Source organism: Bifidobacterium sp., from assembly GCF_022647885.1.
In the GTDB taxonomy this organism is placed as follows: Bacteria; Actinomycetota; Actinomycetes; order Actinomycetales; family Bifidobacteriaceae; genus Bombiscardovia.
Genome location: NZ_JALCLM010000001.1, coordinates 433034 through 448233 on the forward strand (window position 1 = coordinate 433034; position 15200 = coordinate 448233).

The 15200-nt window shown below is 48.4% G+C and carries 14 protein-coding genes; 11 read left to right on the forward strand and 3 right to left on the reverse strand.

Annotation, left to right across the window (positions count from 1 at the left end; translation table 11 throughout):
• Positions 1–276: 276 nt before the first annotated feature.
• The gene (locus LKI20_RS01750) at positions 277–1548 is read right to left on the reverse strand and encodes a polysaccharide deacetylase family protein (RefSeq protein ID WP_291769024.1); all 1272 of its coding nucleotides are present in this window, start codon (positions 1546–1548) and stop codon (positions 277–279) included.
• Positions 1549–1847: 299 nt separating this feature from the next.
• Between LKI20_RS01750 and LKI20_RS01755 the strand changes: the two genes are divergently transcribed.
• From LKI20_RS01755 to LKI20_RS01765, 3 genes are all read left to right on the forward strand, one after another.
• Positions 1848–2285: a MerR family DNA-binding transcriptional regulator gene (locus LKI20_RS01755; RefSeq protein WP_291769027.1), complete on the forward strand. Its 438-nt coding sequence runs from the start codon at positions 1848–1850 to the stop codon at positions 2283–2285.
• Positions 2282–3184, forward strand: coding sequence for a DMT family transporter (locus LKI20_RS01760; protein WP_291769031.1), 903 nt, complete (start codon positions 2282–2284; stop codon positions 3182–3184). The genes LKI20_RS01755 and LKI20_RS01760 overlap by 4 nt, the downstream gene beginning before the upstream one ends.
• A gap of 227 nt (positions 3185–3411) precedes the next feature.
• Positions 3412–5037 carry a hypothetical protein gene (locus LKI20_RS01765; protein WP_291769034.1) on the forward strand — a complete coding sequence of 542 codons (1626 nt, stop codon included), beginning with the start codon at positions 3412–3414 and terminating at the stop codon, positions 5035–5037.
• Positions 5038–5057: 20 nt separating this feature from the next.
• Here the strand turns inward: LKI20_RS01765 and LKI20_RS01770 are convergent, their stop codons facing one another.
• Positions 5058–5897, reverse strand: coding sequence for an AraC family transcriptional regulator (locus LKI20_RS01770; RefSeq protein WP_291769037.1), 840 nt, complete (start codon positions 5895–5897; stop codon positions 5058–5060).
• 55 nt (positions 5898–5952) lie between these two features.
• Between LKI20_RS01770 and LKI20_RS01775 the strand changes: the two genes are divergently transcribed.
• The gene (locus LKI20_RS01775) at positions 5953–6672 is read left to right on the forward strand and encodes a YczE/YyaS/YitT family protein (protein ID WP_291769040.1); all 720 of its coding nucleotides are present in this window, start codon (positions 5953–5955) and stop codon (positions 6670–6672) included.
• A gap of 6 nt (positions 6673–6678) precedes the next feature.
• Here the strand turns inward: LKI20_RS01775 and LKI20_RS01780 are convergent, their stop codons facing one another.
• Positions 6679–7026, reverse strand: coding sequence for a MazG-like family protein (locus tag LKI20_RS01780; RefSeq protein ID WP_291769043.1), 348 nt, complete (start codon positions 7024–7026; stop codon positions 6679–6681).
• Between the two features lie 65 nt (positions 7027–7091).
• Here LKI20_RS01780 and LKI20_RS01785 point away from each other — a divergent pair, with 65 nt between their 5' ends.
• The 7 genes from LKI20_RS01785 (at position 7092) to LKI20_RS01815 (ending at position 15196) form a co-directional block, all read left to right on the forward strand.
• A complete protein-coding gene (locus LKI20_RS01785) occupies positions 7092–7733 on the forward strand; it encodes a TIGR00730 family Rossman fold protein (protein WP_291769046.1) in 642 nt (213 codons plus the stop codon).
• 154 nt (positions 7734–7887) lie between these two features.
• Positions 7888–8595 (forward strand): response regulator transcription factor, encoded by a 708-nt coding sequence (locus LKI20_RS01790; protein WP_291769048.1) that lies wholly within the window; start codon positions 7888–7890, stop codon positions 8593–8595.
• 223 nt (positions 8596–8818) lie between these two features.
• Entirely contained in the window at positions 8819–9886 is a 1068-nt protein-coding gene (fbaA, locus tag LKI20_RS01795) for a class II fructose-bisphosphate aldolase (protein ID WP_434734897.1), read from the forward strand.
• A 249-nt stretch (positions 9887–10135) separates the two neighbouring features.
• Positions 10136–11437, forward strand: coding sequence for an adenylosuccinate synthase (locus LKI20_RS01800; RefSeq protein ID WP_291769054.1), 1302 nt, complete (start codon positions 10136–10138; stop codon positions 11435–11437).
• Positions 11438–11715: 278 nt separating this feature from the next.
• Positions 11716–13125 carry an ABC transporter permease subunit gene (locus LKI20_RS01805; RefSeq protein WP_291769057.1) on the forward strand — a complete coding sequence of 470 codons (1410 nt, stop codon included), beginning with the start codon at positions 11716–11718 and terminating at the stop codon, positions 13123–13125.
• 123 nt (positions 13126–13248) lie between these two features.
• Complete coding sequence (locus tag LKI20_RS01810; RefSeq protein ID WP_291769060.1) at positions 13249–14232, forward strand: branched-chain amino acid ABC transporter permease; 984 nt, start codon at positions 13249–13251, stop codon at positions 14230–14232.
• A 64-nt stretch (positions 14233–14296) separates the two neighbouring features.
• A complete protein-coding gene (locus LKI20_RS01815; RefSeq protein WP_291773300.1) occupies positions 14297–15196 on the forward strand; it encodes an ABC transporter ATP-binding protein in 900 nt (299 codons plus the stop codon).
• Positions 15197–15200: the final 4 nt, after the last annotated feature.

The following is a 15200-nucleotide window of genomic DNA, read 5'->3' on the forward strand; positions in this document are numbered from 1 at the left end:
CAAAGGCAAATTCTCTGAATCATTTCTGAACGTTCGCTGCGTCTCGAGGCGCTTTGCGACTGAATGCTCTTTGTGTAGGGATTTTGATAGATACTGGGACTTGTAAAATCGAAGAATGGCGGAATTCCAAGCTTCTAGAGGGCAGCATAGTATTGGGTACGCCATAAATCACTACACAAACGAACGCTCCTGTGAAATTCGTGAGTTGTAGCCCTGCAGATAGACCTTTTCGCGTCCACTGATGTATAACTGCAAGCAAAAAAGTGAAAATCGGGCTCAGTTCGCTTGTGGAGCTACCTCATTGTTAGCAACCCATTTAGGGAATCGACCATCCATCTTGATGAGGTCATCCACCGTGACTAATTCGTAGCCCTGAGCGTGCAAGCTATCAATGATGGAAGGCAGCACATTTACATCCTCGGTTCTATCGCCACCACCATCGTGCATTAATACAATGGCTCCGGAGTATGCATGTTTGAGCACTTGATCCTTGATTTCCTGCTCTCCTGGCTTTTTCCAATCTAATGTATCGGTGGTCCATATGATGTTAGAGCTGACCATGTCTGCAGCGTCTGTCCAGCATTGCTTGTTAAACGCCCCGTAGGGAGCTCGGAGCATGCGGGACTTGGTGTTCGAAGCGGTGTTGATTGCGTTGAACCCGGTCTCGAGTTCTGTACGCAACGAGTCACGGCCTAAAGTGGTCAAATCAGGATGACTGTTGCTATGGCTGGCAACCTGATTACCATCTGCCAGTATTTGGCGTTCCATCTGTGGCATTTCTGCAGATTGTTTGCCAATATCAAAGAAGGTTGCTTTTGCTCCCTTGCTCTTAAGAATGTCGAGAATCGGAGCTGTGAAGTTACTAGGACCATCGTCAAAGGTCAGAGCGATGACTTTCTTGTCCGCCGGAGGTTTTGGACTCAAGGAATTAATTTTGAGCTCAGTCGGTTGTACTGTCACGGTCTTATCGACCTGTTCACCTGAACGGTCGCCCACCCAATATTCCTGTTTACCTGTTTTACCTTGCTGCTCAACGAATTGAATTGCTCCACCTGTGGTGATGCTAGTGCTAAAAGGAATATCCTTTTCATGCACCTTGTGTTTCTCTGACACGTCTTTTCCGTTTTGCACTATGAGTGAATCATGCTCATGAAGATAAGTGCTGCCTAATTGTTCAGCGCTGATACTGGTGCCATTTTGCCGTACCGAAATAGGCGCACCACCTTTGCTCTCAAGGGTCTTACCGCTAAGCGAGAGTAATTTTCCTGGTTTTTTATTAAAATCCTGATGTTCAGTGAGCACGTCGCTGAGTGACTGTTTGCCTGTGACTTGCACGGCTATATTGTTGACTTGCACGGAGAACTTACGGTAGTTGTTCCACCAGAACCACACGCTCAAGGCTGCTAGCGCACTGACTAATACACAGAAAATGGCTACGATAATGCCAGTCTTGTTCCGTTTGTGTGAGCCTGGAATGACGAGAGTTTCGACGTTTTCTGGATATGCTTCGGCTTGTGGGCTGTCGCCTTTTTCGCTCTTGTCCTTCATGCTCATCCTTATATTCTTCATCTGCGCTTCCCCGAGAACCATTGTATGAGGAAATTCCTGAAAAGTAATGTTCATTACCAGACAATACCTAGTGCCATAAAGTATCAAAAAGGCAAGTATCATGCCTGTAGCAGAAGGAGCGACAGCGCCCGCCGCCAAAGCTGTGCGAATTTGAGGTGTTATGGATCTAGTAGCGTCCGGGTGTTCTTAGAAAGCAGCACTGCGGATTATATAAGTCACAAAGAAATGTAGCTATCGCCCTTGACTTGGAGTTAACTCCAAGTTCTACAATCACCTGTATGCGTAGTCACACAGCAACAGTGCGTTTACTCGGCGAATCCGATGGCGCTCCTGAAGAATGGTCAGTGCCGCGTTGGTCAATAGGCCAGGCGGCAGAACGAACGGGAGTGTCGGCAGACACTTTGCGATATTACGAGCGTGAAGGAATCCTATCGCCAGCGGGCCGGACTTCAGGTGGCTTACGACGATACAGCGAACTCGATTTGGAAAAAATTGCTTGCGCTCATTGGCTCCGCCGCGCAGGTGTCCCACTCACTACCATCAGGGAATTTGACTCTTTGCGAGACGGTGGACGTCACACGCTGACCGGTAGAAAAAAGCTTCTTGAAGAGCATCTTGAGGAATTAGCGCGAAGACGTGAGGAAATCGACTCATCCATGATTTCAATACAAGCAAAAATCGCCAAGTATGACCGTTTGATTGAGGAGAGGCAATGAAGCAACGCTCGCAAGCTTTCATTGCACTAGTAGCTGCTGCTGCTTTTTGGGCCGGCAATTATGTGTTCGGCCATCTGGCGGTTGAAAGCATGACTCCATTCAGTATTGTTTTTCTCCGTTGGACGCTTGCTGTGATTCCGCTTGCTGTTATCGCTCAATTCCTTGAACATCCTGACTGGCGCAAAGTGCTTTCCCACTGGCCATTTTTGTTGATGCAGGCCGTTCTGGGTATGTTTGCATATAACTTTCTCCTGTATGCCGCTTTGCATGTATCAACAGCATTTGAGGCATCGCTGATTAATGCGGCTAACCCAGCGCTGATTGCAATCGCCGCGATGGTGTTCCTTCACGAGCGTCCTGGCTGGCGAGGTGGAATCGGCATTGCCGTGGCATTATTTGGTGTACTGATTGTGCTTACTCATGGAAATTTCTCCACATTGTTTAGCAGCGCCTTCGGCCCGGGTGCTTTACTAATGATTGGAGCGATTCTTGTATGGACTGCATACAGTATCGCTGGGAGGATGGGGCCACAATTGCCGCCGGTTACCTCCGTTTGTGTCCAATCGGTTATGGTGTCCGTTGCATTGGGATTGGCAGCGCCCGTTGTAGGAGTAACTCTGCCTTCAAGTGGCACTGCCTTCGCATCGTTGTTGTTCATAGCTGTGTTTCCCTCATGCCTGTCGTATGTGCTGTGGAATATGGCCTTGACGCGAATACCTTCGGGGAAAGCCGGCGTATTTCTCAATCTCATTACCCTATTCACAGCAATATGGGCGATAACAACAGGAGAAGCAATCACTGCGTCGCAAATAATTGGAGGAATAGTCGTAATAGCGGGTGTGGTGTTGACTGCATTTTCGAAGCAACAAGGTGATCTGCAGCCTCAAACTCTGCACTAATGCCGCTATGCTGCTAACGCGTCAGGGAAGAGTTTGGTCATTTTCGACGGCTGGATTTAGCTGACGTGTAGAGATGTATCTAGTCTCGTGAAGATGAACTGGCAATGGATCGTGTAGTGCTGTGAACATTGTGCAATATTGACCAGACGCAACGTCATCGCATTATTGTCTCTATATGACTTTAATGGAACAAGCGAGAGATACATCAAGCAACAAGGGAGTTGTAGATGCTGAGAACATCAGTTGATATGGGTGAGCCGTCTTGGATTACTGTCACTAGTGATACGGGGTGTGAAAGCCATGAATATGTGCGAGATGCCAACTATTTCGCGGATACTCAAATAGCATTGGTATCTCAGGGCGAGGGCACCATAATCTCTTTATCTTCTCCCTCGACTCCTATACGGTACCTAAAAATTCGGTGGAATAAACATCTGCCCTCAGACGGACGTTATCTCAGTGACGAGTGGGAGCGCGGATATGGAACGATGGGGTTTCAAACTCTACGACCCAACAGAATTATGCCTTGGTATTTTTTCTGTGTTAGCGGCGATGCCATACATGCCTTTGGTGTAAAAGTTCAGGCCAACGCCATGTGCTTCTGGCAGGTTGACAGCGCTGGTATCACTTTGGTGCTTGATGTGCGCAACGGGGGTAGCGGGGTGGTCCTCGGCTCACGACGGCTGACTGTTGCAACGGTGTTGAGAACAGACTACTCCGGTGTTGACTCATTCTTTGCTGCACATGAATTTTGTCGGCAGCTGTGCCCAAATCCCGTTTTCCCAGAGCTGCCAGTGTATGGCAGCAACAATTGGTATTACGCATATGGCGACAGTTCCGAGGAGGAAATTCTCAAGGATGCCGACTATATTCTTGGCCTTACTCAAGGTGCGATTAATCCTCCCACACTCGTCATTGACGACTGCTGGCAGGAGCATCATCGCCTCAATGAATACAACGGAGGTCCATGGACGCAGGGCAACAGCAAATTTCCTGATATGCAAGCCCTGGCAGCCACACTTGTTGACAGGGGAGTGAATCCTGGGATTTGGATTCGTTTACTGCTTAACGAATCAGAAGATATCCCCGAGACATGGCGCTCGCCTCTGAATGGTTGTCTCGATCCTACGCACCCAGATGCTCTGACATACATAGCTCATGATGTGCAGCGGATGTGTGAATGGGGTTACCGAGTAATCAAACATGATTTCTCTACCTTTGATCTCTTTGGTCGCTGGGGTTTTGAAATGAATCCTCTAATCACAGCTGAAGATTGGCATTTCCACAACCAGTCAATGACGAACGCTGAGGTTGTTAAACAGCTGTATACGGTTATCTATGAAACAGCGCATTCCTACGGGACCATAATTCTTGGTTGCAACACTATTGGCCATTTAGGGGCAGGGTTGATGCACATTAATCGTATTGGCGATGACACCAGTGGGCTGGACTGGGAACGAACACGGCAAATCGGCATAAACTCATTGGCCTTCAGACTCCCTCAGCACGGAGCATTTTACGATGTGGATGCTGACTGTGTAGGGATTATGGGACGCATCGATTGGAGCATGAACCGGCAATGGTCAGATTTGTTGGCTCGTAGTGGGACTCCGATGTTTATCTCAGCGAAGCCAGGTGTGATGACTACCCAAGAGGAATGCGAAATGCGTGGATTATTGCTTATCGCCTCGCAACAACGTATCCATCTCAAACCCTTAGATTGGGAATTGAATGATTGTCCTGAGCTCTGGGAAGACGGTGACGTCAATCGCCAATACCGTTGGTATGAGCCAGAAGGTTTAGCATTCAGCACTACGCCTACTCGATCTATTCCGATGTTATCGATTGAATAGCGGAGTCTCTGCCGTATCGCTCAGCGGTGCAGAGGTTGCGTAGGGCGGTGATATAACGCTCTGTATTCGCTCGGAGTTAATGAAATATCTTTGCGAAAAGCACGTGAGAAAGCGAATTGATTGTGATAACCGCAAGCGTGTGCGATATCTCGGATACTCGAATCACTTTTGGCGAGCATCTCTCGTGCTGCCGATATCTTCGCGTGAATGATGAATTCTTGAGGGGAAACCAACAGATGTTTCTTGAACAAGGTAAAAAGTTGTGTACGGCTGATGAACAAGGCATCAGCCAGCTCTTCGACTCTCAACGGTCTATCGCCATGCTCTTGAACATAGCGCACAGCTGCTTGAATGATGGAACTATCAATGGCCTCATCGGGAGCAAAGGTGTTATCGCTGTTACGCTGCACCGTGGCCAAAATCTGCATCAGCAAACTCTGAATGCAGAGTTCATTCGAGGGAATCGGAGTGCTGCATCCCATCATCGTTTCTATTTGAGTATGTATGGCCTCTACATCGTGGATGCGCGTAATCAATCGTGTATCAGTAAAACCGCAGTGTTGCAGCACTGCTTGGGCATCGTTGCCACTGAAACAGACCCAGCAGTAAGTCCAAGGATTATCAGAGTCGGCATGGTAGAAGGTATTTATCGACGCAGGTGCCAGAAAGCACTGACCGCTGCTGATTCTGAAATGTTGCCCATTGGCGTAGTAGTGTCCCGCTCCCGAAAGCACGAAATGGATCATGTCATAGTCACGAGTTGCAGGTCCATAGGATTGCCCTGCAACCCCTTCTTCATAACCGCAAGAGATGAAGTTCAACGAGACTGCCGATACGCGGTGTTCGAGCACCTTTTTCATTCTGCGCACCTTTACTTTGGAATTCATTAATTATCGCATGAAAGAAGGTGCAGTGATGCGGTTGTTACACATTGTTCGGCAGCGTATTGCTGAAACTGAACATTTTGGAAGACGTTTAGGTATGTCTTTTGTAGGGGTATTTCTATGCGGTGCCAGCGTAGCTTGTTTTAGTAAAGCTGCATTTGGCGTAGATCCCTTTACTTCTTTGGCAATGGGATTATGGAGGGTATCAGGCTTCGCTTACAACACGGTATACATTGTCATTAACGTCATAATGCTGTTGGCGGTCGCAGTTGTCGCTCGCCATCGATTAGGTGTTGCAACACTGTTTACTGTGTTCGTTACCGGCAGCGTAGCGCAGCTTGGCATGGGAATCCTTGATGCACTGATGCCGGTAGTTTCCTGGCAAATACGATTTGTGTTGTTGCTTATCGGCGTTATCGTACTGTGCTTTTCTTCGTCCTTGTATTACGTGGCAGATCTGGGAGTATCAGGTTACGATGCAATCGCTCTGACTATTGCAGAGCGGACGGTAATTCCATTTAGATACTGTCGTATTGGCACAGATATATTTTGTGTCGGAGTCGGATTCCTTTGTGGCACCTCGATTGGTTTGGGTACGCTGATTACAGCATTCTTCATGGGCCCACTCATAGATTTTTTCACCAAAGTTTTTTCGGAGCCCTTCTTGTATGAACGTAGCAAAGGCACCAAGGTAATTCAGGCTATCGAGACTGTAGAAGTTATCGAAGTGTCTACCGAAGAAAGATCATAAGCGCCATTATTTGCGGTCTTCAGCATTCTGGGTGGTCGTTGTCCCAAAACGTGCCTGGAGTTTAGCTTCGCTGGCTTCCATCAAATCGTCTGGTGTTAAACCGTACTTATCTGCCATAATCAGCACATTGTCGAAGACGTCAGCGAGTTCCTCACGGATATGATTCAGCTGCTCAGTTTCGGTTTGTTGCCGCTCGTCAGGATGGTCTCTGCCTATTTCATGAGTGCGTACAGCCTGAGCCAGTTCTCCGAGCTCCTCGTTCAGAAATGCCAATCGTACAAAAGGCGGATAGGGGTACCATTGTCGGCTGATGTAAAAGTTTTTCAGCCAGTTGGCATGAGCGTGGATATCCATCTGCTTCGACCTTCTGTATGAGGCATCGTCATCAAACTCGAATCACTATAGACGGAGGAGCGGAATTGTCCAGAAATATTGTGGTGTACTGCGGTGCAGCAAGTGGTAACAGCTCCAAATTCGAGGCGGCTGCAACCGCAGTTGCTAACTGGATTGTCGACAATGATGGCACACTCGTGTATGGCGGAGGAAGTGTCGGATTGATGGGCATTGTTGCAGCAAGAGTGCTGGAACGTGGTGGCAAAGTGCATGGTGTGATTCCTGAGCTGTTGAGAGATCGTGGGGCCGCTATGAAAGGTTTAACTGAACTCAGCGTCGTGCCTGATATGACCGCCCGTAAACATATGATGCTCGAACTTGGTGATGTGTGCCTTGCTCTGCCGGGAGGTCCTGGAACTCTTGAGGAAATAAGCGAAGCTTTTTCTTGGGCTCGGCTGGGGTTGAATGCCAATCCTTGTATCTTTGTTGACGTTGATCACTTTTGGGAGCCATTGGCAAACATGTTCGACAATATGGTGAGCAACGGTTTCCTCAGTCAAGAGGATAGGGACAGACTGTTATTTACCTCAACGTTGTCATCGCTGAACGATTGGATAGCGTCATATACTCCTCCCAAAATACGGCAATACCATGTTGCTGCAGCGGCTACAGATGCAACGAGTGCTAGCGCTTCTGCTACAGCATCAGCCAAAGATGAAGAGAATTAATTGAACTATTCCCGTTTAGGCGGAAGATTCAACACCGTCAAGCCTTTCCCGGTAGGATGGAAGGTTATAACCATAGTGAAATCAGGTATGAGCAGCTGTCGGCATTGATGAGCACAACGAATATCAGCTCAAGAAAGCGACACTGGGAGGGTGAATGAAAATCCTTGTTGTGGACGACGATCGCACATTCATAGAAATGTTGCGTGCCGCCCTGCTGACGCAAGGGTATGAAGTTACTATCGCGTCTGAAGGAGGCGGTTGCGTAGCTGCGGTTCCGGAGGAAAAACCGGATTTAATACTCCTAGATATGGAATTGCCAGACATTGACGGGTTGACAGTGATTCGTAGTGTCCGTAGGTGGAGTGATGTGCCAATTCTGGTCGTATCAGGTCAAAGAGGCACGGGGCTAGGTGATACTTCCGAAGTTGTTGAGGCCTTGGATGCAGGTGCTGATGAGTACGTGCCAAAACCTGTTGCATTGGATGAGCTCCTTGCGCGTGTACGTGCGCTGTGCAGGCGGATTCCCCATGAGAGCGGCGCACCACTGATCACCATGGGGCATGTCACTATTGACCTTTCTACACACTCGGTTTTCAGACAGTTCCGTGGTCGACAGACGCGAGTGCAACTGACTCCGACAGAGTGGAAAGTGTTGCAAATGCTGGTAAAAAATGTTGGTCGTTTAGTAACTAGACAAGATTTATTGACTGAAATTTGGGGCAGCGAACATGTCAACGATTCCGGCAACTTGCGGCTATATGTCTCACAATTGCGAAAAAAAATCGAGCAGGACCCTGCGAAACCCCAATTTCTCAAAACGGAGACCGGTCTGGGGTATCGTTTGGAGCTCCAAAACACCTGATTATCCGTTTGTGTAGGGATTTCAAAGTAGTTTGGGAGTTTTCCGTATTCAATAATGGCGGAATTGCAGCCTTTGATTGATATCGATACTCGCATTCTCACCAATAATCCCTACACAAACGTAGCAAGCTGCAAATTTCGCCAAGATGTGAATCCCGCCACAGTAGGAACGTATATATCAGGGTCAACGAAGAGTTGTTTCACGCGCAGTGGATAATGAGGGTATGACTATTGCCACACCCGAGCGTTACGCTCACATGCTTGAAGCCGCCAGAAGCGGAGGATATGCATACCCTGCCATTAATGTCACCAGTACTCAGACGCTTAACGCCGCACTCCAAGGTTTTGCGCAAGCCGAGTCTGATGGCATTATTCAGGTTTCTGTTGGAGGAGCTGCATATCTTTCCGGACAGGCAGTCGGTAATCGGGTGACGGGGTCTTTAGCTCTTGCGGCATTTGCCAGAGAAGTTGCCAAACGCTATCCGCACATCACAGTGGCTCTGCACACTGATCACTGCGCCGTGCAATATCTGGACGAATGGGTGCGTCCTTTGCTGGCATACGAAGCCGATCAGATTGCTCACGGACAGGAACCGGCTTTTCAATCCCATATGTGGGATGGTTCAACCGTGCCGCTTGAGCAGAATCTTGATATAGCTGAGGAATTGTTAGATAAGTCGCAAGCAGCGCACACTATATTAGAGATCGAGATAGGCGCAGTTGGTGGCGAAGAAGATGGTCATCGTGCGTCGGCAAATGCGAAATTATACTCAACTCCAGATGATGCCATTCGCGTGGCAAGACGCTTGGGACTTGGTGAACAGGGACGATATATCGCTGCTTTTACTTTCGGTAATGTGCACGGTGCGTATAAACCAGGTTTTGTGAAGTTGCGGCCAGACATTCTTGGAGATATTCAACGCGAAACCTTGGCAGCCGTATCAGAAGGTCGTATCGAAGGTGCTGCTGCCGCTGAGCTTTCCAACACAGATAAACCTTTTATGTTGGTATTCCATGGTGGTTCAGGCTCTTCTGCTGAAGATATTGCGTTGGCTGTGCGTAACGGCGTCGTAAAGATGAATATTGATACGGATACGCAGTATGCATTTACTCGAGCTGTGGCTGGTCATATGTTTGCCAACTACGATAAGGTGCTAAAAATTGATGGAGAAGTAGGCGAGAAGAAACAGTATGACCCCAGATCGTGGGGCAAACAAGGCGAGAGTGCCATGGCACAGCGCGTGGTAGAAGCGTGTCAAGAGTTAGGCAGCGCAGGTCACGCTCTAGACTGATTCGGTGTTTGTATACGAGAAGCAATATTAAGCACCAGTGTGCGTATAAGCTGCATCGGCTCGAGGTGTTCGTGTATGCAGTCTTGTGTTGTTTGCGAGGCAGATAAACGTGAGTCGTGCATACAGGATTACCGTGCATATCAATTTCAGACGCGAGTTAAGGGCATCCGATGAGAAGATAGCTCCATGCATCGGGGTATTCTCGTTGTGGCGGATGGGGTGTCCCCGCCGCACGAATGGAGGTGCAGTATGCCCGGAATCGTTCTCATCGGTGCCCAGTGGGGTGACGAAGGCAAAGGCAAAGCCACGGATCTTATCGGCGACAAAGTTGATTATGTAGCCCGATTTAACGGTGGCAACAATGCTGGTCATACCGTTGTGGTTGGTGATCAGACTTACGCACTTCATCTGTTGCCTTCTGGCATCATCCATCCCAATGTGACTCCTGTTGTTGGCAACGGTGTGGTTGTCGACCCTGAAGCACTCTTTGCAGAAATAGACGGTCTGGAATCGCGAGGGGTGGATTGCAGCCGACTATTAGTGAGCGAATCTGCTCACATTATTACGCCATATCACCGCACGCTCGATAAAGTGACTGAGCGTTTCCTTGGCAAGCACAAGATTGGCACCACAGGGCGCGGCATAGGACCTGCGTACGCTGATAAGGTCAACCGCGTTGGTATACGTGTGCATGATTTGTTTAATCCTCAGCATTTGCATGACAAGGTTGAGGCAAGTCTGCATCAGAAGAATCAGATGCTTGTCAAGCTATACAACCGTAGAGCTGTGGATGTTGACGCCATTGTAGATGAGCTGCTGTCAGTAGCAGAACGTTTAAAGCCTTATGTTTCCAATACTTCATTGGTATTGAATTCAGCCTTGGATGATGGCAAAACAGTGCTATTTGAGGGTGGACAGGCCACCATGCTAGATGTCGATCACGGGACCTATCCCTTTGTGACATCGTCCAACTGCACCGCTGGAGGTGCGTGCACTGGTACTGGCGTAGGACCGACTAAAATCAGTCGGGTAATTGGCGTCTCCAAGGCATATATCACTCGAGTTGGCGAAGGACCATTCCCAACGGAACTCAACGATGCTTCAGGGGAGTGGTTACGCGCACAAGGGCACGAGTTTGGTGTGACCACAGGAAGACCAAGGCGTTGTGGGTGGTTCGATGCCTTAGTGAATCGTTATGCTGCACAGGTTAACGGTTTGACTGATATTGTGCTGACCAAGCTTGATGTGTTGACCGGTCTTGAATCGATTCCGATTTGTACTGGATATGACGTAACACTTGCTGATGGTTCTCATGCCACAGTCCACGATATGCCAACAGACCAAGCTGAGTTCGCCTCTGCAGTGCCTATCTATGAGGAAATGCCTGGTTGGAATGAAGATATTTCGCAGCTCCATGACTTTGCAGATTTCCCTCAAAAGACCAAGGATTACGTCAGAAGGCTTGAAGAACTGTCCACATGCCGGATTTCTGCTATCGGAACAGGACCTGGTAGAGACCAGATTGTTTCTATGCATTCACTTATCGACTAATGCGCTGATACATGAGCTGTTAACGTCTGTCTTCCGTTAACAGCAGTGATGTCGTCAAAGTCCCTAATGCCCTTGTGCTTTAGGGACTTTTTGTATATTCCCGTTGGGTGAGTGCTCGCAATATTCTGCTAGCAGTGTCAGGTGTAGCGGTTGATGTAATAGTCGGCATGTCGTTCAGATATGTTTCCAATCCCTTCGCTTCGTAATATCCGAGAAATATAGGTGCAACCAGATAGGGACTTCCGTCTCTTAGGTTAAAGCCCATCGGAGGGAGCCATATGATTGCATATGTTTCAAAGAGGAGAGCATTTCGCCCTGCCTTGGTATGTGCCGGGCTAGCGATTGCCGCCATGGTGTTGTTGTTTGGTGCGAACCCAGTTACTGCAGCCGCCGCAGAAGCGGTCACCACCTGTAACCCTACAAGTAGCAACGGATGCGTGAATGGTGTCTTGCAGGATTCAGCAAAAGCCCCACTCGCAGACGTAGAAGTCACTTTGGAGGGTTCTGAAAGCGCCACCACAAAAACTGATTCGGCCGGAAAATGGGCGTTCTCAGTCACAGCTGACGGAGAATACAAAGTTTCAATACCGTCTACTGTGGTGCAAGAGCACGGGTTGAAAGCAGAAACAGCCACGGTAGAAGTCAAAAAGGGAGATTTTTCTAAAGCTCGGCAGGTTGTGAGATTTGATGAAGTGCAAGCGTCATCAGATGAGAGCTCAGGTAGTAGCTCATCATCAGGTAGTAGTTCATCATCTACTAGTGCTGATCAATCAACGTCGCAAACTACTGAAAGCGCGTTTTCGAACTTTATGTCTCGGTTCTGGCAGCAGCTCTTCAGCGGGGTCATTTTTGGCCTGATGCTTGGCCTGATGTCAGTAGGCATGAATTTAGTCTATGGAACCACGAAGCTCAGCTCCTTCTCGCATGGAGAACAAGTTTCATTAGGCGGTTTGATGGCATATGTGGGAACGCAGCTCTTACATTGGCCTTTGGTGGTTTCTGCAATATTTGCTGTAGCAGTGGGGGCTCTTACAGGGTGGATACAAAATGAGCTGGTCTGGAGCCCATTACGTAAAAAAAGAGTTGGACCGACACAACAGATGATTGTAACCATCGGCTTATCTATGGCACTGCAATATGTGTTCCAATTCTTCTTCGGCGGTGATGTTAAAGGCATCACTACCACCGTTCCGAAGGGATTCCAGATTGGGCCGATTACCACAGATGCAACAACATTAATTCTTGCAGGTATTGCACTCGCGGTGATTATTGCCTTCTCCTTGTTCTTATACGGCACCAGACTTGGGCGAGCTACCCGTGCTGTTTCGGACAATCCTGCACTTGCTTCGGCATCGGGTATCAACGTTGAACGCGTAGTACGTATTGTTTGGATTATTTCGACGGCCTTGGCAGCACTCGCTGGTGTGCTTATCGGTATTTACCTGAATGGTATCGCTTGGAATACCGGTGCTCTGGTGCTGTTACTGATGTTCTCAGCGGTCACCTTAGGCGGTTTAGGAACAGCTAATGGCGCTTTGGTAGGTTCGTTGATTATCGGCATAGTCGCCGATATGAGTTCTTTAGTTATTCCAAATGACATGCGCTATGTAAGTGCCCTGGCGATTTTGATTATTGTGCTGCTCATTCGACCACAGGGTCTGTTCGGCAAACAACAGAGGGTGGGCTGAGATGACGAGAATAACGACAGAGCAGAGGTCGGTGGTGTTCTTTGAGACACGTGTCATATTGCTACCGGTCGATATATGCAGCGACAAGTCAAATGATGGATGCACAGTGAAAGGAGGTCAGCGATGGATTGGATGACAATTTTTACCAATGCTTTCGCTCAGCTCATTGCTCCAACTACGGCGGCGTATGTGCTTGCAGCGATAGGCCTTAACGTTCACTTCGGCATGACCGGATTGATGAATATGGGGCAGGCTGGTTTCATGCTTTTGGGCGCCTACGGTTTTGCAATAACCCAGAGCATGGGATGGAATCTATTTGCTTCATTGCTCGCTGCTCTAGCTTTGGCTGCTATTTATGCGGTGTTACTAGGAATACCAACGTTGAAGCTTGGACCGGATTACCTAGCGATGGTCACGCTAGCTTCAGCGGAGATCATACGTATTGTGGCTAGATCAACATCTATGACCTCGATAACAGGCGGTTCAGGAGGAATTTCACCTCAAGATTTCACTACGCAATTCGAGAATTCTTCACCGCTCCCATCTGGTAGTTCAACTCTGTGGTTGTGGACATATTCCAACAATATTGCCGATTCTTGGTGGATCAGAATCGTTTCGTGGACTTTAGTGCTCATAGCAGCGATTTTGGTGTGGAGATGGTTCAAGTCTCCATGGGGTCGTGTGCTTAAAGGTATTCGTGAAGATGAAAATGCCTTGCGATCTCTAGGCAAGTCTGTGACGAAATTCAAATTGCAATCGCTATTTCTTGGCGGTGCGTTCGGTGCATTAGCGGGAATTATTTTTGTCCTACCTCGCTCTGTGCAACCTGATTCATTAGGTAGACAGGTCACCTTCTACGTGTGGACCATCCTGTTGCTTGGCGGTGCAGCATCCATATTTGGTCCCGTGCTTGGCTCGTGTTTGTTGTGGGTGATGTTGACCTTCATCAAAGAATTCATGCGTGGAACAATATCCGAGAATTTACTTTCCTCAAATCAAATTGAAGCGTTGGGGTGGGTGATTGTCGGTGTGGCGCTGATGTGTCTGGTGATATTTAGACCGCAAGGCCTGTTGGGAGACAGAAGGGAGCTGGCATTCAATGTCTGATACTCAAATCACACCTGGCGGTATGTCATTACCAGACCAGAGCGCAAACCAGACCGCAGAACAGATGCCGTCAGAGAGCAATCAATCGGGCGCTACTTCGTATAGTGCTCAAGTGGTAAGAGATCTCTCTTTCGTGGAGCACACTCCTGGGGCTCATAAGCCGGATTCTATCTTGGTGGCAGACGATGTGACCAGAAAGTTCGGTGGTATTACAGCAGTTGATGTGAAACATTTTGAAATAGAGCGTCATGGTATTACCGCATTAATAGGCCCGAATGGCGCTGGTAAAACCACATTTTTCAATTTAATGACAGGCTTCGATACCCCAGATTCAGGTTCGTGGCAATTTGATGGCAACAATCTCTCCACGGTCTCATCGGAGAAGGTTGCTCGAATGGGTATGGTTCGTACCTTCCAGTTAACCAAGGTGATGAACAGGCTGACTGTATTGCAGAACATGCTTCTAGGTGCTCCGGATCAGCCAGGGGAAGGCATGCTGAGGTCGTTGATTCCAAGTTTATGGAAAAATCGTGAGCGCGAAATCACCGAACAAGCTGAGCAGCTGCTTGATAGATTCTTATTACTGAAAAAGAAGGATGACTATGCTGGCTCGCTTTCAGGTGGTCAACGCAAGTTGTTAGAGATGGCCAGAGCATTGATGAGTAAGCCGAAATTGGTGATGCTTGACGAACCAATGGCTGGTGTAAACCCTGCGTTGAAGCAATCCTTGTTGGACCATATCGTCTCCTTACGCGACGATGGCACCACAGTGCTCTTTGTTGAGCACGATATGAATATGGTTCGTCATATCGCTGACTGGGTAACAGTTATGGCTGAAGGACGCATTGTTGCTGAAGGTCCACCGCAATCAGTTATGGATGATCAAGCTGTGGTAGACGCATATCTTGGTGCTCACGCAAACATTGATCTTGGTGATGACAGCGTTCTGCAGGACATGGAGTAGGAGG